Here is a 19,573-nt window from a genome sequence, read left to right as displayed (position 1 = left end):
CGCCAAATCGTTTAATTTCCCGGACCGGCCTCTGCCCTTTGCCTTAGGCCGGAAAGTTTCTCACCGCCTGTCCACCATAGAACCCCGCCACTTAGGCTGGTGAGCAAAATTGTGACAAAAAGGACCAAAGAGACCAGCACACCCTGTTCCGGCTCCCCGCCAAGCAGGCTGAAAAAATAGGCAAAGCTTATTTCCCGCACTCCCAGGGCATTGAAGGTGATCGGCAAAAGAGAAACCACCCAGATCAGGGGCACGAATACCAGATAATCCGCCAGGCTGATCCAGGTGAATCCGGCCAGAAAGCCGCCGAGCCAGGCCACCCAGATCAATCCTGCCTGGTAAGCCAAGGCGGCCAGGAAGCCAAGCCCCAGCCTGGGGATATGGCCCCGGTATTCGGCCAGGGAGCCGGTTATACGGGTTAGCTTTTGGCTGATTTTACTCGGAAGCCGCTTTAAGAGGGTGTCTACCAGGGCATGGGTTTTGGACCACAATACCAGCGCCATGCCCAGCCAGGCCAAAAGATTCAAGCCCAGAACCATCAAACAAAGCGGCCGGGGCGGATTAACCCAAGGTAAAAAAAACAAGGCCAGGGTGAGGCAGGCCAGCAGCCCCAAAAGCCTTTCCATCAGGATGGAGGTATAAACCTTGGCCAGGCTGCCGAGCCTGCGGCCTGATTCATAACCCCTGACCATATCCCCGCCAATGGCAGTGGGTAAAAAATTATTAAAAAAATAACCCACCAGGTAAAGCCTGGCCCCCTGCCAAAGGGACTGTTTGAGCCCGTGGCATTTCAGAACCTCTTGCCAGCGCCATGCCCCGGGAATCTGCATCAGGGTGAACGCCGCGGCCAGCGGTAAAAAATACCAAAAATCAAAAGAAAGGCTCAGGCGGTTTATGACCTCCCAATCCAGGCGGTAAAACAATACTCCCACCAGGCCGAGGCTGATAACAACCTTGGCCCCGAAAAACAGGTGCATTTTGGCGGCTTGTTTCATCAGGCCCTTTCCGTCTTGGCGGAAAGATATTCCAAAGCCCGTCCAATGCCCTGGTCCAGGGAGATGCTGTGTTCAAAACCCAGAGTCTTTTGTTTTTCCGTGTCACCGCCCCGGGCAAAGACCCCCTCCGGCTTATCGCTTTTACTTACGATCTCGGGCGAATACCCGGCTTTTTCAGCCATCATCCCGGCCAGTTGGCGAAAATTGGTCAGAACACCGGTGGAGAGGTTGATGGCCTTGCCATCGTCCACCTTATCCATGGTGGTCAAGACTCCGGTTACACAGTCCTCTATATGGATGAAATCCCGCATCTGGAGCCCGCTGCCCCAGACCATAAGGGTCTCGGCCCCGTAATTATCCAGCGCCCTTTGGCAAATGGACGGAAAAGGATAGGTCATGTCCTGGTCTTCGCCGTACCCTGAAAACGGCCTGTAGGCCACGCTTTTAAGGCCATGCTTGGCATAAGCCAGGCGGCAAAGGTACTCCAGGGTAAGCTTCGACCAGCCATAGGACATGTCGGGCATGCCTATATCCTCACTGAAATCGATCATATCTTCCTTCAAGAGGAGGTTGTTCTCCCTGGTCTGGAGCTTTATGGGGTAGGCGGCGCTGGAGCTGAAGCAAACACTTTTTCCGGGGCGGGCCTCTTGGGCCCATTGCCAATACATGGAATCAATGGCCAGGTCGTCGGCCACGGCCAGGGGGTTGTTCTCGATCATCAAGCGCCCGCCCACCATGGCTGCCAGGTGAAACACATAGTCAAAATCAGTGTCTGTGTTGTTTTGGAAAAATTCCCTGCAATCCTGGTGATAAAAATGAAAATTATCAAAATCCCTGGGCTCGAAAAGCGGCCACCGGTTATCGGGATGCACCCCTCCCGTATATTGGGCAACTGAATCAACACAATGGACCTGGTCCCCTGCCTCCAACAACCTGTGACAAAAATGCCTGCCTACAAAACCGGCCCCACCGGTGATCAGGATTTTACTCATCTTTAAAGTGCCTCCGATAGAGTTGAAAAGCCTTTTGAGAGCGTTCGGGCAGATATTTGAAAAGGGCTTTGGGATCGCCTTCCAGTTCCTGAACCAGCCTGAGGTTGTTCTCATAGCCCAGGTATTCCTGTTTCATATCCTTCACCAGGTCATGGACGTTTCTTTCCTGGTAAACCGAAGGCTTGCCGTAAACCACCTTGGCGCCCAAGGCCTGGAGATAAAAAGAGGCCCAGATGTCATCCATGCGCCCCACATGGGGGAACAAAAAATAATCCTTTAAAAAACGGCCACTTACAAACGTATTCTGGGAATTGAAAGGGCTTATTCCCTGCCCGGCCAAGGGAAATAATTCAGAATTGAAATCACACTCCGGGGCGTGCTCCATGCGGCAGATGGCGTCTATGTCCGGGTCCCCGTTCCAAAAATCAGCCTGTACATCGCAAGTTATCCGCCGGGTTGAGACATCCGTATAGTCCCTTTGGGCCAAAAGCGGCAAGGGAAACCCCCTGTGCCAGAGATGGGGGTGGTTGGTGGCCCCCACCGGGTCAAAGGCAGGCGACTGATCAGCATAATAATTTACCGACACCTCCCGGCCGAGCATGAGGTTCTCTCCCCACCCCGGCAAGGGTATGTTGTCATCATCAATAACCGCCACCAGGTCGGCTCCCAGATCCCTGGCCCACAAAAGCCCGAAACTGCGTCTTTGAATGCAGTTCCAGCCAATGGCGTCAGAAAGTTCCTTGTCATATGCCTCCTGTTCTTCAGGAGAGACATAGACGCCTTTTTTCAACTTGTAATCCTTGGGGGTCTTGAGGTCGCCTATGACCACCAGGCTCCAGTCTTCCATGGAATCGTAACGAATGATGGCTTCAGTCGGCGGGTTGATGGTGGTTGTGACAATTACCTTTCGCATGACCCCTCCCTTGTGCCGCAATTCTCCCTGCCCGGCGCTTTAAGGCCGGGTGCTTTCCCAAATCGCCTTTATAGAATCAGTGAATCCCTGTCTGCGAACCTGGCGGCTAATCCTGTGCGGAAATATTCGAAATTACGCAAAAAGGTGTTTTGAGATTCTCCTTCTTCCCTGGCTTTCCATTGAGAGGGAATTTCATGGACTTTAACACCTAAACGTAATGGTTTTACCAGGGTTTCAAATAAAAAAGGATGCCTTACTTCCTGCCAGGCAACCGACTTGACCAATGCAGTGGGGAAAATCCTGTAGCCGTAGGTCATGTCGGACAGATTGCAGGAAAAGACCAAAGAAAAAAACTTCTGAAAAAGATAATTAAGGACCAGTTTCAACTTGTCGTAACCGGCGAAATCACCGCCTTTAACCCATCTGGAACAGGTGGTTATGTCTGCCGGATATCTTTGGGCCATGCTTATCAGATGCTTGACATCATGGGGGTCGGTCTCCAGGTCGCTGGCCATCATGACTACATGACTGCCCGAAACCCGGGAAAAGGCATCCCGCATGGCTCCGCCCAAAAAAGGCAATTCCTGGAAAAAAAGCTGAAATCTGTCTGAATCGCGAGAGGTAAAGACCCTGGCTCTCTTGAGGCTTTCTTCTTCCGTACGGTCGCAGGCTACTATCAGGTATTGGCCCACCAGATCTGCACATTCAGACTCGATAATTTCAATGGTCTTAGAAAGTGAATGTGTTTCGTTCATAATAGGCAGGATAATGGAGGCCGCTTTAAACCCGCTCTCTGAATCAGCCGAAGGGAGTGTCTTTGACATCAGTAGATATCCTTATTAACGACAAATATGACTTACATACTGTATACTACTATGTTTTTCGCTCATTCCAAAACCTTTTTTACTAATAAAATAAAGGGTAAAGAATTTGGATGGGCAAAATAAGGAGAGAGGTGGAACGGTTATAAGGTTAAGGCGAGTCATAAATGGCGAACCGGCTAAGTTCACGCCGGCGGAGAAAAGCGGCCCCAGCCAAAGGCTGGGGCCGCGACTGCACGCGATCATGTTGGTGCGAGAGGGGGGACTCGAACCCCCACGGAGTTTCCCCCACTGGATCCTAAGTCCAGTGCGTCTACCAATTCCGCCACTCTCGCCCCGGCGCTTCAGGACGCCTGCCGGAACTTTATGGCATTAAGCCAAAAGCGTCAACCCGGAAGGTTAAGAGCGGAAAATTGGTCAGGCTGCCTGGGCAGACTCAAAACCAGCGGGTTCAGACCCCTCAAACTCCCTACTATTGTCCCCGGCCAGATCCCGAGGTCTTTGTCCCTCCCTTTGCAGGGGATTGAGGTAGTCAGTCTGAACCTTGGCGAAGAACTGCATGAGCGCATCCATTCTCCGCTTCCGGGCCTCACCCGTTTCCAGTCGGGCTTCATAGGCCACCGCCAGTAAATGGTCTGCGGCCAGGCAGAAACGCGCCCAAAACATGAGTTGGGACGATTCCATGCAATCATGGCCTGAATATTTGCAGAAAAAACTCCGGCAAGGCTCTGCCAGGGCTTCGTGGCTCAACACCGCGTTGTGACGGAAAACAGCCCGAACTCCCAGAGAGTCGCGCAGATCCAGATAAGTCTTTATCACCGCTTCGGCTTTGTCGTCCTTGGGACGCACGCCCTGCACCAAATACTTGGAGAGATGTTTCCAAAAATTTGAATCCGGGGTCTGTTTAGCCAACTCGGTGTTCATGACCTTGAGGGGATCCGCAGAAAAAAAGCGCGCAAACATGATTTGAATACTCCTTCGGGTTCTGCACTATGCAAATTTAGCGCACAGCTGCTAATGATCGCGTATTAACTAATAAAATTTTTATTTAGCTAGTAGGATTTGCTTCGGCGGAGTCTGACAGACAAAAATAGAATTCGTCGGCAGCCCGCCTAGGCTACAGCGACGCCGAACCCCCCAGCGGAGAGGCCCGGCCTTTGCAGAACCAGAAGGTGATCCTGTAACAGGAGCTCGCAAGCCTCACCGGAGCGGTTCGGCCTAATAATTCGCGTGCTCGTTAAATGGGCTAAGAGCGCCATCTAAGTGTACTCCTGGTACAGTGAAAAGAAATGATCTGCCTGAATGCAGAGAATTTATTGAAGCTATGTTTAGCTCCTTTGGATCGGCTTGTCAACACCTTTACTAAGGTTTTTTTGAACACCTTGACACCAAAGCTCCCCTGAGCTAGATTTTTAGATCTTGTTCCAGCCCTTTTTCTTTAAGAAAACCAAGGCCAATGAATAGAATCGACCAAAGAACCAACCGGGCCTTAAGGCCGGTGAAGATTGAACCGAATGTGAACCCCTACGCCGAAGGCAGCGCCATGTGCTCCTTTGGCAACACCAGGGTTTTATGCACGGCCAGCCTGGAAAAGAGAGTTCCCCCTTTTCTGGAAGGTTCGGGCAAGGGCTGGGTGACGGCTGAATACGCCATGCTCCCCAGGGCCACCCACACCCGCACCTCGCGCAGTCACCACAAAAAAGGCAGGGCCAGGGAGATAAGCCGCCTGATAGGGCGCAGCCTGCGGGCTTCTGTGGACCTTGGCCGTCTTGACGGCTATACCGCAAACATAGACTGCGACGTAATGGTGGCCGACGGCGGCACCCGCACTGCATCCATCTCCGGAGCCTACGTGGCCCTGGCGCTCGCCCTTAAGAGCCTGGGTCTCGAGCCTGATCTGCAACTGGCCGCAATCAGCGTGGGCAAGGTGGACGGCGAAATCCTGGTGGACCTTTGCTATGAAGAGGATTCAAAGGCAGAGGTCGACGCCAACCTGGTTCTGGCCCCGGGGGGGGAGCTGGTTGAGGTGCAGGCCACGGCAGAGCAAGGCCTTTACACACCAGAGGAATTAATCACCATGATCTCCCTGGGTGCGCAAGCGGCCAGGGAAATATTCGCGGCCCAAAACGCCGCCATAAAAGGTTGATCCGCCATGAAACTGGTCCTTGCCAGCACCAATAAAGGCAAACGCCGGGAAATTGAAGCCATGGCCGCACCCCTGGGCATTGAAGTGCTCTTGATGAGTGAGCTGGGTTTTGACCGGGAAATAGAAGAAACAGGAGATACCTTTGAGGAAAATGCCCTGTTAAAGGCCCGCACAGTGGCGGCTGAGCTTGGTTTACCCGTTCTGGCCGACGACTCCGGCCTGGAAGTCTATCACCTGGGCAACCGTCCCGGGGTGAAAAGCGCCCGCTATGCCGGAGAAAACGCCACAGATAAAGAAAACAACCAAAAGCTTGCCCGGGAAATGGAAGGAGTTCCCCTTGAAAAACGGGGAGCCGCCTTTGAATGCTGCATGGTCTGCGCATTGCCGGACGGCCGTTTTTTAACCGCCCATGGCCGCATGGAAGGGCGCATTGCACTTAAGCCTCACGGTGAAAACGGCTTTGGCTATGATCCCTGGTTTGAGCTGCCGGATAAAGGGGTTACAGTGGCCCAGCTTCCGGCTCAAGAAAAAAATGCCATCAGTCATAGGGCTCAGGCCTTGCAAAAAATCGTGCCAGGCCTTAAAGAGTTCATAGCATCATAAAACAAAATAATGTCGGGGCGTAGCGCAGTCTGGCAGCGCACCTGCCTTGGGCGCAGGGGGTCGTAGGTTCAAATCCTATCGCCCCGACCATTAAATCAAAACGCAGAGATAGTCAAAAGACAATCTCTGCGTTTTCTTTGCTCCCCAAACCGGCTAATAGGCCAGCACATGGCCCTTGGGTAAAACAGGCAGCATTCCACCCACCGGGCAAAGGTTGACCATGGCCTTTGGCTTTATGGCGCTTTCTCCGGCCAGGGCCTTTGTCAGATCGGAATAATGTACAAATCCCATGCGCTCTACCTGATCGCGATCCAGATCCCGGGAAACAATCACCACCCTTTGCCTGCCTTTGCAGACCAGGGCGAAGAACAAGGCGCAGTTCAAGTCAATCGGCGCGTCTTCCAAAAGAAGCTCGCCCCGTTTAAATTTTTCCCTTACATAATCCTTGGCATTGCCGCCCGACTCCCACAGAATCCTGGCAAAGGAATCCAAAAAAAACTCCGGCAGGGGAGAATTACTTTTAGCCAACAGGATCACCGGCCCGTCTTTACGGGTGAGCAGGGAGCCCAAAGCCAGGGGTTTCATCAATTGCAGGGATTCTTCATAAGGATAGCCGGCAATGATCGTCACATCGGAGAAGGTCTCAAACTCCATGCCGCAGACCTTTTGGGAGAGTCTGCCCCCTTCTCCGTGCACGGCCTGCCAGGAGCCAAAAAGCACCGAAGCCACCTGATCGTCGAGATCAAAGACGCAGTTCAAGCTGTAGGTCAACCCGGCCATCTTGGCCACGGAAGCCACCTCCTTTAAAAACGGATTATTCCTGGTGCTGCCAAAAACGCTTTGCGGATCTGTGGTCCAAGCCAAATGGTGTTCCCTGATGGCCTCATAATCAGCCACCGCAGGAAAAATAATCTTCGGCCCCCCGCCAAATCCGTTCATGGGATGGGGCAGTATCACGCCCAGGCCTATAACCACCTGGGCCTTTGCCACCAAAGGATTTACGCAGACTTCAGCCCCGGTGGAAAGTTTTCCCACCGGCACAAGATCAATGGAGCGGCAATCGTGCTGGCTCACCCTGAAGTTTTTAAAAACTTCAGGGCCAAGCTTATGGGCCAGGGCGTCTTGGGTCATCGGTGCATGGGTTCCGAGCCCCACCACAATATCAATCGCCTCTTTATCCAGTCCGCACCCCAAAAGTTCACTTAAAAGCGGGGGAAGCATTTCCCGCACCGGGGTTTGCCTGGTGCCGTCATCGGTGATTATGGCCACCCTGTCGCCGGGTTTGACCCTCTGGGCCAGGACAGAAGCCTCCAAAGGATCTTTTAAGGCAAGAACCGTTTGTTCAGCCACAGAGACTGATTCGCGCACAGGCGAAACCGGCCTGGAAGGCATCAACCGCCACCCCAGGGGCAACTCAAACTCAATGATTTCCTTGCCGTAATGCACCTTATGGGTCACACTTCACCTCCCCATTCCGAACGCGGCATGCAAAGGGCATCTCCATTGCATTTCAAATGTCAACATCCTGCCTATGAATTGCCCGAAAAAGCAAGCTATGATTTGCCTGACCAGCTATTGCTTGTGTTTTAACCTGGGGTGTTTCATGATTGAATCCAAAAGGCATGTCCGGTTTTTTTCACTCAATAACCGGCAGTTCCAGGTCAGGAGATACAGCCATGACAAAAAAACTTCCTTCTGTTTGCCCTCATGACTGCCCGGATGGATGCGGGCTGTTGGTTGAGGTGGAAAACAACCATATAAAAACCGTTAAAGGCAACCCTGAACATCCTTTCACCCGGGGATTTATCTGTCACAAGGTCTCCCGCTACGCCGAAAGGGTGCACAACCAAAACCGCCTGACCACCCCCATGATCAGAACCGGTCCCAAAGGCGGCGGAAGCTTCCGACCGGCCTCCTGGGAAGAAGCCCTGGACCTGGTGGAAGGCAACCTGCGCCTTGCGATCAAGACTTACGGCCCGGAGTCTGTTCTGCCTTATTCCTATGCCGGGCACTTTGGGGTGGTGCACAGAAACGCAGGCCATGCCTTTTTCCACAAACTGGGGGCCAGCAGGCTTTTGCGCACCATCTGCTCCGATGCGGCCACTGCCGGATTTACGGCCAGCCTGGGCTCGGGCCCCTCCACAGACATAGAAAGCGCCGTTAATTCAGACCTGGTCCTCATCTGGGGGTGCAACCTCCTCACCACCAACCTGCATGCCTGGCCCTTTTTTGAAAAGGCCAAAAAAAACGGGGCCAAAATTATAGTCATCGATCCCTATAAAAACAGAACCGCCCAAAAGGCGGACCTGTTCATTCAAATCAAGCCAGGCACTGACGCGGCCCTGGCCCTGGGCATGATGCATATACTGATCGCCCAGGATCTTCTGGATCATGAATTCATCAAAAATCACACCCAGGGCTTCGAAGCCCTGGTGCGGAAATCACGGGAATACCCCCCGCCTTATGTGGAGAAGATCACCGGTGTGGATAGAGGCGTCCTGGAAGAACTTGCCCTGGCCTATGGCCGGGCCAAAGCCCCTTTCATTCGCCCGGGCTGCGGCCCCATACGCCAGCTTAAAGGCGGCATGGCCATGCGCACCATAGCCCTTTTGCCCGCCCTGGTGGGGGCTTTTTCCCGCCCCGGCGCAGGCATCAACCGCTCCACATCCCCGGCCTTTGCCTTGAACACGGCTCCCTTCCTGAGGCCGGACCTCTCACCTGAGGGAACCAGGGTGGTGAATATGGTGGAGTTGGGCCAGGCACTTACCAGCCTGGGTTCACCGCCGGTAAAGGTCTTTTACAACTACCTGGCAAATCCGGCGGTGGTTGCCCCGGACTTGAGCCAGGTGCGGGCCGGACTGAAAAGGGAAGACCTCTTCACCGTGGTTCATGAACTTTTCATGACCGATACGGCCCGTTATGCAGACGTTATTCTGCCCGGGTCCACCTCCATGGAAGTCACCGACCTTTACACTTCCTATGGCCATTATTACCTGCAGATGGCCCGGCCGGTGATCCCACCTGTGGGCCGCTCACGCTCCACCCTTAAGGTTTTCCAGGATCTGGCCGCCAGGTTCGGTTTCACGGAGGAAGTCTTCAAACAAAGCGAAGACGAAATCATAGAGCAGCTTCTTCAGACTGACTCTCCCTATATGCAGGAGATCACGTTTGAAGATCTGAGCAGCCTCAAGCCCCTGCGGCTTAAAGTCGGGGCCAACCCCTTTGAACAGGGGTTCAAGACGCCTTCAGGCAAGGTGGAATTTTTGAGCGAAAGCTTGGGCAAAAAAGGTCTGCCCGTCCTGCCGGACGGCAGCCCCAGCCTGGATCTTGAAGGCAGGGACCGCTACACCCTTCAGCTCATCACCCCGCCAAACCATCATCTTTTGAACTCCTCTTTCAATGAGGTGGAAAGTTTAAGGGAAAAAGCAGGTCCGCCCAGGGCGCTTATTCACCCGGAAGACGCCCGGTCCAGGGGAATAACCGACGGCCGGCAGGTCAGGGTTTTCAATGACAGGGGGATCTGCCTGGTTCAGGCCAAAGTGACCGATGACACCCAACCGGGGCTTGTGGTGATGGAAGGCATCTTTGACAAAGAAGCCTCGGCCAATCACTTGACCAGTCAAAACATAACGGACATGGGCGAATCCTGCGCCTTTCACTGCAATCTGGTGGAGGTGGCCACATTGGAAAATCCGGTTTGAAAAAATTACTAAACTTAAGCACTTATAAGCCACACCTGGATTTAGTCGGGCCGGACTGGGGCCTGGCCAGGGAATTACTGGCCGACTATGCCTTTCAGGGCCTGGAGGTGTATCCGGTTCCCGGCCACGACATGGACCGCATACCGTCTGAATTGGCCTTGGGTCTTCACCTACGCTTTTTTGTTTTTCTGAACGCCATCTGCAGTTCAGATTCAAAAACCCTTGAGCAAACCTTTGGCGACCTCGATACAGCCAGGCATTATTACGGAGGACTGGAATATGAAGACCTGCTCTCGGTTTATCAGGAGCAACTGGCCTGGGGCAAGCGGGCCAAGGTGGAATACGCGGTATTCCACGCATCTCAGGCGGATCTGGACCACCTGGTGGACTGGCGCTTTCCCTGGACCTGGCAGGTTACCATAGACCTCTCGGCTTTGATCACCAACACCCTGGTGAAACGGACACAACCCGATTACCCCATTTTGTTCGAGAATCTGTGGTGGCCCGGCGGCCTGCGCCTGGATCATCCCGCAGAAGTGGAGCGGCTGTTTGAAAAGCTTGACTTCAATAATGCCGGGCTGGTTCTGGACACCGGGCATGTGCTCAACAAAAACCAGGAATTAACCGACGAGTCCCAGGCCATTGACTATCTTTTACAGACCGTGAAAAACCTGGGAGAACTGAAAAAGACCATCAAGGCCGTGCACCTCACCAAAAGCCTTTCTGGTGAATATGTGCGACGGGTGCGGAAAAGGGGCGTGGATCTTGCGGGTGATTTCTGGCAGAAACTGGGCAAGGCCCATATACATGTAAGTGAAATAGACCAGCATGATGCCTTTGCCCATCCCGGCATCTGCCGCCTGTTTGATTTGATAGAACCTGAGTTTGTGGTATTTGAGTTTTCATTTACCGATGAATCGACCTGGCGCGGCAAGATAGAAACCCAGCTCAAGGCCCTGGACCGGATCAACCAATAATGGCCCCTCAAAAGCCCAAGCGAATCGTTTCCCTCACCCCCGTCACCACGGAAATGATGTTTGCCCTGGGCCTGGGAAACAGGGTGAAGGGAGTGAGCCAGGCCTGTGACTACCCCGAGGTTGTCTGCAACATTCCTAAAACCGGTCCGGTCTTTAAACCTGATATTGAAAAGATAATTTCCTTTAAGCCGGACCTGGTCCTGGCGCAGGGAGACTTTTTCGACTCCCTTAAAGTCCCCCTGGCAGAAAAGGGACTTGAGCTCAAGCTCATCGACCCGGCCACAGTGGCGGAAATCCTGGATTCCATTCTCTGGCTGGGGGAACTTACTGACACCGGGGAAAAGGCCGCAGACCTGGTTCAATCCATCCAAAACCTGATAAACGAGACAAAAAGTCTCTTGGCAGGCCTGAAACAGGCTGAAAAACCCCTTACCATGCGTTTGATGGAGGCCGATCCGCCTATTGTGGCAGGCAACAACTCGTTTATGAGCGATGTCATCCGCCTGGCCGGAGGTAGAAATCCGTATATCCCCCATTCATCCGCTTATCCCAGGCTCAATCCCGAAGAAATAGCCCGGCTGAATCCGGAGGCCTTGTGGATCTGCGGATGGAACAGAGAAGAGTTGCAGGTGCTGGCCGGGCTGCCGGGCTGGCGCGAGACCAGGGCCATAAAGGACCAACGGCTGCTTGTCCTGCCCTGCGGACTTTCCTGCCGGGCCGGTCCCAGGGTGGGCGTGCTTATAAAAAAACTGGCCGGGGCGCTTAACCCCGACCGTTTTTAAAGTTAAGAGCAAAAGGCCCTAGTCAATCATATCCATGACCTTCACCAGGTTGGTGGTTCCAGGCACCCCCACCGGCACTCCGGCGGTGATAACCAGGCGGTCGCCGCCCTTGGCAAGCCCCCAGTTGAGCGCGTCTTTTTTGGCCTGCTCAAACATCTGGTCCGTATTGTCGTAGTTGGGCGAGAGCACCGGCACCACCCCCCAGGAAAGGGCTAGCTGCCTTTGCACCTCTTCTGAGGTGGTAATGGCTATCACCGCTGTTTTAGGGCGAAAACGGCTCACCAGCCTGGCGCTGGAGCCGCTGGTGGTGGCGGCCACAATCGCCGCGGCCCTAAGCTCCCTGGCCAGCATGCATGCCGCCCGGCTGATGGAGCCTTCGGTGGCCGGGACCACTTCCGTGTCCTGGGCCTCAAAATCCATATCCTCCATCTTGCCTTCGGTGTAATGGGCGATGCGGTCCAACATGGCCACGGACTCCACCGGAAAGCTGCCCACCGCGGTCTCATCAGAGAGCATCACGGCATCGGTTCCATCCAAAACCGCATTGGCCACATCCGTGGCCTCCGCCCTGGTGGGGCGGGGGTTTTCCATCATGGAGCGCAGCATCTGGGTGGCTGTGATAACCGGTTTACCTTCCTTGCGGGCCAGGCGGATGATTCTTTTCTGGATCAAGGGAACCTCTTCCAAGCGCATCTCCACCGCCAGATCCCCCCTGGCCACCATGGCACCGTCGACCTGAGCCAGAATCTGGGGAAGGCGGTCCACAGCCTGAGGTTTTTCAATTTTAGCGATCAAAAGGGGCGGATTCTCCACCTGGTTCAAAATTTCCCGCACCTGGATAAGGTCCTTTTCATGGCGAACAAAGGAAAGCGCCACAAAATCCACCCCCAGTTCCAGGCCCAGGGCCAGGTCCTTTTTATCTTTACCCGTAAATGACGGCACCCTCAGGTTGCTGGAGGGCAGGTTTATGCCTTTGTGAGAGCTGAGCTTGCCGCCCACTATCACCTCACAGTAAACCAATCCGTCCTTGATCTCCTTGACCAGGATCTCCACCAGACCATCGGCCAGGAGTATGCGTTCGTCCTTTTCCACATCCTCGGCCAGGTAAGGGTAACCCACCGGTATTATCCCGGGGTCGTCCGAGGCCTCACCGGCCTTGAGCACCATGGTGTCGCCGTTTTGCACTTCCAGTTCACCCTGGGCCAGGTCTCCCAGACGAATTTTGGGACCGGCCAGGTCCTGTAGAATGCCGATGGTGCGGTTCATTTCCTTTGCTATCCGGCGCACCAGGGCAATGGTTTGGCGGTGACTTTCATGAGTTCCATGGGAAAAATTCAAACGAACTACATTCAGCCCGGCTTCTATCAACTTGCCGATCATCTCCGGCGAGTCGGTAGCGGGCCCCAGGGTGGCCACTATTTTGGTGCGGCGCAGCATCTATGCCTCCGATAAAGTTTGGCGGCCCATAAAAATTGGACCTAAAAAAAGTCTCCCACACCCTCTACTGTTGAGTCTATTATCAAGGTTTTTTTAATTTCCGCCTGTCACAACTTGAAGAACAAAAAGCAACCCTCGCCTTTATTGACAGTCAAACCCGATCCGACCATGCAATAAAAAACCATATTAGGGGGTAAAGGGGGCAACCTTCGCCAAATACAGGCTTATTTATTAATTATGAACACAAGCCCACCTGACTTGAAAGCAATGGCTTGGCGCTGGTGAAAAAAGGCGGTTTTTTTTATTTAAAACGGTCGTCCGAGCGAAACTCAGTTGCCTTTTGAGCCTTTTCATCCAGCCAGCCCGCCCTGACCTCTTGGTAGGGAAGGTCAAAACCCGGCACCAGAGGCTTGATATCCAGTAAAGGCGTGCCGTCCAGCACATCCACATCCAGAAGTTCAAGGGTGTTTGCCCGGCGAGATTTTAAACGCACAATCGAAACGCCTATATGGTTGGGCCTGGTGGGGGCGCGAGTGGCAAATACCCCGTGCTCCGCCTTATCTAAAAAGGGGGTGACTGTGAGCTGTTCCTTTTTACAGAGATGAAAATGATAAAGCAGAATAAGATGACTGAATCCCTCCAGATCCTTTAACCCCGGCTCATAGGCTTCATCCAGCACCACTTTACCGGGAGTCCCCTTGGCCCCGCTCGGCTGAATGGGCGCGCCTTCAGCATCTTTGAAAGGCGAATGAATAACACCAATGGATTTCAGGCAAATAACCCGGCTCGGCATGTATATCCCCTTTGCAAGGTATGGTCCTTATAGTCGGACACTCCGGCAAAAGACCCGCTTATCTTAAATCACGTATGATCAAACATTCTAATACCTGGCCATTAGCAGGCAAGGTATTTCACCTTTGCGTCTCTCAGGGGCTATCATGAAACTAGGAAGGGGAACTCAAACCGGGAGATTCCCCATGTTAAAAGCCCCGTATTTTGCCTTAAGCCGGATCTTGGTCCTGGGGCCCGGTCCCGCCTCGGCGGGTTGGGTGATAAAGGGCCCTCAGGTGACGGTTGCAATAAGGCAAAACACGATCCGTGCGGGCTGCCCCTACCGGAAAAGGATCTACGACCTCAACAAAAAACAGCTCATCTTTGTTCATTTCGCCCTGACCGAGTACTGGCGCGGCTCACCAGTGGAATTCAAAAACGAAATACGGGCACTCAACAAAAGAGAATTATTGAAAAGCATCAGAAAGCTGCCGCCGCGACTGCAAAAGGCCTACACCCACAAGACAGGAGAACTTTACCGCCAAACGCCGGATCAAAGGCAATACAAGGTCTTTGTGATTTCCAGGCGGGAAACCGTGGAGGTGGCCGGTTACCGGGCTGTAAAGACTGAGATTTGGATAAACGACACACTCAAAGAGGAAATCTGGCAAGCAGATATACCCGGACTGGCAAAGGAATGGGACCCAAAAATATTCCTCTTCATGTCCCTTGAGATGTCCATAGCAGGGTATCAGGCCTGGCAGAGGCGTCCCCAGGTGATACAGGCTAGAATCAGGGGATTGGCCCTTAAATCAATCATCCATACGCCGAACGGCAAAAAATGGGAACCGGATTTTCTCCATTGCCAGGGAAAATCTCCCCGCCGAACTTTTCAGGCCGCCCCGGGGCTTTCAAAAGGCCACTCTGGATCAGCTTAACCCTTGGCTGCCCTGATCAAACAACCGGATCGGCGTGTCCGGTAAGACGGTCGGCCTCGTCCTTTAAGCGGTTCAGTTCCTGCTCCAGCTCCAGGCGATATTCCTCCACCTGCTCAGGGGTGAGCCTCCTGGGAACCTTCAGCTCTTTTCCGTAGATCACAATGCATTTGGCAAAGGGCTTGGGGATAATGCTCAAGTCCCAGGATTTTTTCATTACCCAGCAAGGGTGGGCCGACCACATGGCAGGCGCCAGGGGGACGCCGGTGAGCTGGGCCAGGGAGATCATCCCCGCCTTGGCCACATAGCGCGGCCCCCGGGGGCCGTCGGCCACATTGGCCGCCACCAGACCGCCCTCTTTCATAAAACGCAGCATACCCCTCTGGGCCGCCATGCCGCCCCGGGAAGAAGAGCCCCTTATGGGCACGCAGCCCAGGTTTCTTTCATAGCGGGATACAATCTCCCCATCCTTGCTGAGGCTGGCCATAATGGCCGGATTATATTTCCCCAAATAGGCGACCCCGCAGAGGGAGCTTCTATGCCAGGTGGCCATGAGAAGCTGATTGCCGCTTTTTAAGTATTTTTCTTCCATCTCGGGATTAACCACGGTTATACGGCAGGTGGCCATGAGGCTCTTGGTGATCCAGGAACCCAACCGGGCGATGATCGCAAACTGAAGTCTCTGCCAAAATGTAAAACGCCGTTCAGGGGCCACGCCTTGATTCTCCCGGACAGAGGTGGTGGTTTATCTTAAAGGTCCTGATGGTCTGTAACCGGTCACCAGGAACCTTATCATAAAAAAGCCGGGACGGCCTTTTGGCTTGGCGACAAAGTATTTATGAATCATGCCGAACACCGGTTGGCGCCTGTTAATTCCCTAAAGAAAATCCCGCTATTTGGCCGAACGGTGAAAAGAATTTGATCGGGGACCTGCCGGGCTTTTGGCCTTTAAAGGCAATTTAGGGGTGCGGACGGTTCGGGCTCGTTTTTTGGGAACGGCTTGGAGCAGGCTGCCAGTTAGGCCTGATCAGGAGCCAAGGGCAAACGCACTGTAAATTCAGAACCCTTGCCGGGTGTGCTCTTAGCCTTGATCTCGGCAAAATGTTCAGCCAGGATGCGCCGGGAAATAGCCAGGCTCATACCCACCGAGTCCGCCTTGGTGGTATAAAAGGGATCAAAAAGATACGGAATTTCACTTTTTTCCATCCCCCTACCCGTATCGGAAAAATCCACCACCGCCCAACCAGTCTCGGCCTTAAGGTCAACGGTGAACTCACCGCCCGCGGGCATGGAATCCAAAGCGTTCTCCACAATATGACCAAGGGCCATATGCATCAGGGTGTGGTCCAGCCTGACCTTGATGTGTTGATCCAAATTAAGCGTTATCCTCACCGCCTGCTGCTCTGCCCTGCCCCGATAATCCGAGAGAAATTCCTTAAGCCATTTATCAAGCTGCACCTCTGTGATGCTGGGTCTGGGTATCTCGCTGTAAAGCCGCACCTGCTCCACAATCCGCTCCAGGCTCTTGGCTCCATCCACAATCCGTTTGAGATAGGCCGCGCCCCGGCTGTTCGGCGATTCTTCCTTAAGCAGCCTGTGGGCCAGCCCGCCGATGGCAGTCACCGGGTTGCGCACCTCATGGGCAACAGCCCTGGCTATGCGATCCAGGCCTTCTTTGTTTTCGTCGTAGAGCATCCTGCTTTGACGCAGAAGCTCCACCTCGCGCCTGTGCAGGCCCTTAAGCTCGGTGACGTCCTTGAAGACCGCCACAACTCCGATAATATCGCCGTCATCTTCGCGCAAAAGGCTGGTATTGGCGATCAGCTCCTTGGTTTTGGCAGAGGGTGAAGCGTAGCAGACCTCCCGGTTGTAATGGACCTGGTTTTTCTGGATCACATCCACCACCACCTGGGCAAAATCAAGGTTTGCCTCGTCGGCTATAAACAGCTCGCCCCACCCCTTGCCGAGTATCCGGTCCTGATCCATTTCCAGGATGCGGCACAAGGCCTGATTGACCAGGATAATATCGCCTGTGCGGTTGATCACCATCACCCCGTCGGCAATGGACTGGATTATGTTAAGCATCACCTCTTTGTGGATAATTAAGTCTGAAGTGAGCTTGGGCTGTTTTGAATAACCGCTTCCCAATACCGCGTCCCTTTTTGAAAATATAAAACAAACCTGTGTGGATAAAAATCCGCTTCCGACTAACAGGCCTCTTTTCCAGATTACTCAAATAAGAAAAACGGTTCAACTTTGCCTGTATAAATCAGGTAAAAATTGCCCACCGGCCCTGGACACTTCTATTTCTTTAAAAAATTAGTTTTTAAAAACAGCACGTTAGCAATAGCCACGCTTTGGCACTCTAATTGCTAATACAAAAAACGCAGGTTTATTGCCGGGCATAAAGCGCCTGTCTTGCAGCCAAGAGGTTCAAGTCCGAGGCGCAGCCCAAAACCATAGAGGATCAAAAAGGCATGTACGCAAGCTCTTTATTTAACGGTTTGGCAGGCATAAAGGCCCACACCAGGGCCATGGAAAGCGTGGCAGACAATATATCCAATGTGAGCACGCCGGGCTACAAATCCACCCGAGCCGCCTTTGAGGATCTGATCTACCAGAAGCTGGGCGGTGCGGGGGCGGACGATCAGCCGGGCAGTGGAGCCTTTACCAATGTGGTGAACATCATGGCCCAAAGCTCCATGCAACCCTCGGATTATGCCACCGACATGGCGATTAACGGAAATGGTTTTTTTACAGTTGAAGATCCCCAAGATGAAGGGGCCCTTTATTACACCCGTTCCGGCGATTTCACCATTGACCAAAACGGACTGGTAGTCAACCCGGAAGGTTATGTGTTGAAGGGCTTTGCCATTGACGATGAGGGTGAAATCAACAAAAATGTCCTGGTCGATATAGTGGTGCCAAGGGCCCCCCAGGGAGCCGAACCCACGGACCTGGTCAATCTGGGCATAAACCTGAATGCGGCGGACACCAGGACTTTTAACGACAGTCAGGCCATTGATCCCACCAATATCAACACCTACAACACCACCAGCAGTTTTGAAGTGGTTGACGCAGACGGTGTGACCCACTATCTGACTGCGTTTCATCAAAGGCAAAAAAACGAAGACGGCGGGGTGGGACTGACCTGGAAAACCAGTGTATTCGAGTATTCGGGCGGCACCTATATCGACAACCCACCTGATCCGGACAACACCTATTACCTCAGGTTTGACGACAAGGGGCAGCTGAGCGGCGTCTCGCCCAACGGCACTGCCTACGCTGACAATGGTGAAATAAATCTGGATTTTGAATTTGACGAAGAGCAAAGGGTGACCCTGGACTATTCACCAACCGCGCGCAACTCCTCCACCATGCTGGCCGGAGCCAATGAAACCTTTTACCTTGACCACAACGGCTACAGCGCCGGGAGCATAACAGGGGTTGATATTGATCGATACGGCATGATAACCGCGCTTTTCTCTAACGAGGAAAAGGAACAGATCGGGGTGGTGGCGCTGACCAACTTTAAAAGCCCCACCGAACTCAACCGCATCGGCGGAACCCTGTGGCAGGCCACAGCCGCGGCCGGTGATCCCCAGGTGGAACAACCCGGTGACGAGGATTTGGCCATGGGCAAAATCAAGGCCTATGCCCTGGAAAACTCGGATGTGGACATGAGCGAGCAGTTCGTAAACATGATCAATTACCAAAGGGCGTTCCAGGCCAACAGCAAATCCATCACAACCAGTGATGAAATGCTGCAAAAGGCCATCAACCTAAAAACCTGATAAAGATCACAATCCTTTGATTTTCAAACCGGGGTCTATATGACCCCGGTTTAATTTACAGACAAAACCCTTTCGGATTTTGCCAACCGGCACGAATTACCCGCCTTAAAAAAAATCCAATTCGGCGGCTGCCATTATAGCCCCCCGAAAATCTTTGATTTTTGGGGTGGTTTTGCTCCCGGTTCTTTATCGGCTCAAGTAGCTTCGGGCAGGCGGCAATGCTCCGGCCCCCTTACCGAGACCACAGTGCAGTTCGCCCGGCGGAAAACCTTTTCCGCAGTGGTGCCGAAGAGAGCCCCGGCAATGTTTGTGCGGCCCTTGGTGCCCATCACCAGGAGGTCCACCTGCTCCTTGTCCACGGCCTTCAGAATCTGCTCATAGGGAAGCCCCACCCTGAAAACAAGCCTGGCGGAAACCTGCCCCACCCTGGAAAGGTATTCTTTTTCCAGCTCTTCCTTTCGGTTGGCCGTAAGCTCCTGGATGTACTTGTCCCGGCCGATTCCATAGCCTTGGGCCTCCAGGCTGTCCATGTACTCCAGGCCCCGGGAATTGATGATATTCAAAAGAATCAGCTCGGTGCCCAAAGACTGGGCCAGGGTCAAGGCATGCAAAAAGGCGCTCTCTGAATAGGCGGAAAGATCCAAGGCCACCATGATGCGGGACAAACTGACTTTGCACTCTTCCATGCGTCTGCTCCAAGGGTCTT

At 53.5% G+C, this 19,573-nt stretch carries 18 protein-coding genes and 2 tRNA genes; 8 read left to right on the top strand and 12 right to left on the bottom strand.

The window, feature by feature from the left end; all coding sequences use genetic code 11:
- Positions 1–11: 11 nt before the first annotated feature.
- The 6 genes from X474_RS13390 to X474_RS13365 all read right to left on the bottom strand — a co-directional run bounded on the left by X474_RS13390 (position 12) and on the right by X474_RS13365 (position 4,684).
- Positions 12–995 (bottom strand): lysylphosphatidylglycerol synthase transmembrane domain-containing protein, encoded by a 984-nt coding sequence (locus tag X474_RS13390; RefSeq protein WP_044349596.1) that lies wholly within the window; start codon positions 993–995, stop codon positions 12–14.
- Positions 995–1,987, bottom strand: a complete 993-nt coding sequence (locus tag X474_RS13385; protein WP_044349595.1) for an NAD-dependent epimerase/dehydratase family protein — start codon at positions 1,985–1,987, stop codon at positions 995–997. Before X474_RS13385 ends, X474_RS13390 begins: the two co-directional genes overlap by 1 nt.
- Complete coding sequence (locus X474_RS13380) at positions 1,980–2,900, bottom strand: hypothetical protein (RefSeq protein WP_044349593.1); 921 nt, start codon at positions 2,898–2,900, stop codon at positions 1,980–1,982. The genes X474_RS13385 and X474_RS13380 overlap by 8 nt, the downstream gene beginning before the upstream one ends.
- Positions 2,901–2,968: 68 nt before the next feature.
- On the bottom strand, positions 2,969–3,724 hold the full coding sequence (locus tag X474_RS13375) for a glycosyltransferase family 2 protein (protein WP_044349591.1): 756 nt from the start codon (positions 3,722–3,724) through the stop codon (positions 2,969–2,971).
- A 245-nt stretch (positions 3,725–3,969) separates the two neighbouring features.
- Positions 3,970–4,056 (bottom strand) — tRNA-Leu (locus X474_RS13370).
- Between the two features lie 82 nt (positions 4,057–4,138).
- The gene (locus X474_RS13365; protein WP_044349589.1) at positions 4,139–4,684 is read right to left on the bottom strand and encodes a hypothetical protein; all 546 of its coding nucleotides are present in this window, start codon (positions 4,682–4,684) and stop codon (positions 4,139–4,141) included.
- Between the two features lie 493 nt (positions 4,685–5,177).
- Between X474_RS13365 and rph the strand changes: the two genes are divergently transcribed.
- The 3 genes from rph to X474_RS13350 all read left to right on the top strand — a co-directional run bounded on the left by rph (position 5,178) and on the right by X474_RS13350 (position 6,560).
- Positions 5,178–5,867 (top strand): ribonuclease PH, encoded by a 690-nt coding sequence (rph, locus tag X474_RS13360; protein ID WP_044349588.1) that lies wholly within the window; start codon positions 5,178–5,180, stop codon positions 5,865–5,867.
- A gap of 6 nt (positions 5,868–5,873) precedes the next feature.
- Positions 5,874–6,470 carry an XTP/dITP diphosphatase gene (locus X474_RS13355; protein ID WP_044349587.1) on the top strand — a complete coding sequence of 199 codons (597 nt, stop codon included), beginning with the start codon at positions 5,874–5,876 and terminating at the stop codon, positions 6,468–6,470.
- Between the two features lie 13 nt (positions 6,471–6,483).
- A tRNA-Pro gene (locus tag X474_RS13350) sits at positions 6,484–6,560 on the top strand.
- Between the two features lie 63 nt (positions 6,561–6,623).
- Here the strand turns inward: X474_RS13350 and X474_RS13345 are convergent.
- Positions 6,624–7,928, bottom strand: a complete 1,305-nt coding sequence (locus tag X474_RS13345; protein WP_044349585.1) for a lactate racemase domain-containing protein — start codon at positions 7,926–7,928, stop codon at positions 6,624–6,626.
- Positions 7,929–8,146: 218 nt separating this feature from the next.
- Here X474_RS13345 and X474_RS13340 point away from each other — a divergent pair, with 218 nt between their 5' ends.
- The 3 genes from X474_RS13340 to X474_RS13330 are packed head-to-tail and all read left to right on the top strand — an operon-like array spanning position 8,147 to position 11,930.
- Positions 8,147–10,171: a molybdopterin-containing oxidoreductase family protein gene (locus X474_RS13340; protein WP_044349584.1), complete on the top strand. Its 2,025-nt coding sequence runs from the start codon at positions 8,147–8,149 to the stop codon at positions 10,169–10,171.
- On the top strand, positions 10,168–11,148 hold the full coding sequence (locus X474_RS13335; protein ID WP_044349583.1) for an apurinic/apyrimidinic endonuclease family protein: 981 nt from the start codon (positions 10,168–10,170) through the stop codon (positions 11,146–11,148). The genes X474_RS13340 and X474_RS13335 overlap by 4 nt, the downstream gene beginning before the upstream one ends.
- On the top strand, positions 11,148–11,930 hold the full coding sequence (locus X474_RS13330; RefSeq protein WP_044349582.1) for an ABC transporter substrate-binding protein: 783 nt from the start codon (positions 11,148–11,150) through the stop codon (positions 11,928–11,930). Before X474_RS13335 ends, X474_RS13330 begins: the two co-directional genes overlap by 1 nt.
- An 18-nt stretch (positions 11,931–11,948) precedes the next feature.
- Here the strand turns inward: X474_RS13330 and pyk are convergent, their stop codons facing one another.
- The gene (pyk, locus tag X474_RS13325; RefSeq protein WP_044349581.1) at positions 11,949–13,367 is read right to left on the bottom strand and encodes a pyruvate kinase; all 1,419 of its coding nucleotides are present in this window, start codon (positions 13,365–13,367) and stop codon (positions 11,949–11,951) included.
- Positions 13,368–13,668: 301 nt separating this feature from the next.
- Entirely contained in the window at positions 13,669–14,160 is a 492-nt protein-coding gene (gene tsaA / locus X474_RS13320; RefSeq protein ID WP_044349579.1) for a tRNA (N6-threonylcarbamoyladenosine(37)-N6)-methyltransferase TrmO, read from the bottom strand.
- A 184-nt stretch (positions 14,161–14,344) separates the two neighbouring features.
- On the opposite strand from tsaA, the gene X474_RS13315 reads away from it, so the two are divergent.
- On the top strand, positions 14,345–15,076 hold the full coding sequence (locus X474_RS13315) for a hypothetical protein (protein ID WP_044349577.1): 732 nt from the start codon (positions 14,345–14,347) through the stop codon (positions 15,074–15,076).
- A 16-nt stretch (positions 15,077–15,092) separates the two neighbouring features.
- Here the strand turns inward: X474_RS13315 and X474_RS13310 are convergent, their stop codons facing one another.
- Positions 15,093–15,788, bottom strand: coding sequence for a lysophospholipid acyltransferase family protein (locus X474_RS13310; protein WP_044349575.1), 696 nt, complete (start codon positions 15,786–15,788; stop codon positions 15,093–15,095).
- A gap of 302 nt (positions 15,789–16,090) precedes the next feature.
- Positions 16,091–17,221: a two-component system sensor histidine kinase NtrB gene (locus X474_RS13305; protein ID WP_044349573.1), complete on the bottom strand. Its 1,131-nt coding sequence runs from the start codon at positions 17,219–17,221 to the stop codon at positions 16,091–16,093.
- Positions 17,222–17,550: 329 nt separating this feature from the next.
- On the opposite strand from X474_RS13305, the gene X474_RS13300 reads away from it, so the two are divergent.
- Complete coding sequence (locus X474_RS13300; protein ID WP_044349571.1) at positions 17,551–18,867, top strand: flagellar hook protein FlgE; 1,317 nt, start codon at positions 17,551–17,553, stop codon at positions 18,865–18,867.
- Between the two features lie 194 nt (positions 18,868–19,061).
- On the opposite strand, the gene X474_RS13295 is transcribed toward X474_RS13300, so the two are convergent.
- On the bottom strand, positions 19,062–19,553 hold the full coding sequence (locus tag X474_RS13295) for a universal stress protein (RefSeq protein WP_044349569.1): 492 nt from the start codon (positions 19,551–19,553) through the stop codon (positions 19,062–19,064).
- Positions 19,554–19,573: the final 20 nt, after the last annotated feature.

The sequence above is a fragment of the Dethiosulfatarculus sandiegensis genome (assembly GCF_000931935.2).
GTDB lineage: Bacteria > Desulfobacterota > Desulfarculia > Desulfarculales > Desulfarculaceae > Dethiosulfatarculus > Dethiosulfatarculus sandiegensis.
Note: the sequence above shows the minus strand (reverse complement) of the source record. Positions and strands in the feature narration are given on the sequence as shown.